Source organism: Paenibacillus sp. SSG-1 (genome assembly GCF_002224835.1).
Lineage (GTDB): Bacteria > Bacillota > Bacilli > Paenibacillales > Paenibacillaceae > Paenibacillus_AQ > Paenibacillus_AQ favisporus.
On sequence record NZ_MBRK01000006.1, the window covers coordinates 1 to 708 of the forward strand.

The window sequence follows — 708 nt, forward strand, 5'->3', positions numbered from 1 at the left end:
TACCAGGGGAACTGAAACATCTAAGTACCCTGAGGAAGAGAAAACAAGAGTGATTCCGTCAGTAGCGGCGAGCGAACGCGGAACAGCCTAAACCGGTCAGCTTGCTGGCCGGGGTTGTGGGACGTCTCACATGGAGTTACAAAGGAATTGGTTAGGCGAAGAGGTCTGGAAAGGCCCGGCATAGAAGGTAAAAGCCCTGTAGCCGAAAGTCAGTTCCCTCCGAGACGGATCCCGAGTAGTGCGGGGCACGTGAAACCCCGTATGAATCTGGCAGGACCATCTGCTAAGGCTAAATACTCCCTAGCGACCGATAGTGAAACAGTACCGTGAGGGAAAGGTGAAAAGCACCCCGGAAGGGGAGTGAAATAGAACCTGAAACCGTGTGCTTACAAGAAGTCAGAGCCCTGTTTATGGGTGATGGCGTGCCTTTTGTAGAATGAACCGGCGAGTTACGTTCCCGTGCAAGGTTAAGGTGAGAAGCCGGAGCCGCAGCGAAAGCGAGTCTGAATAGGGCGAATGAGTACGTGGACGTAGACCCGAAACCGTGTGATCTACCCCTGTCCAGGGTGAAGGTGCGGTAACACGCACTGGAGGCCCGAACCCACGAATGTTGAAAAATTCGGGGATGAGGTGGGGGTAGCGGAGAAATTCCAATCGAACTCGGAGATAGCTGGTTCTCCCCGAAATAGCTTTAGGGCTAGCCTCGGT

The 708-nt window shown here is 53.8% G+C and carries 1 rRNA gene; it reads left to right on the plus strand.

What is annotated here, in order from left to right:
• Positions 1 to 708, plus strand: a 23S ribosomal RNA gene (locus tag BCV73_RS34670); the annotation flags it as partial.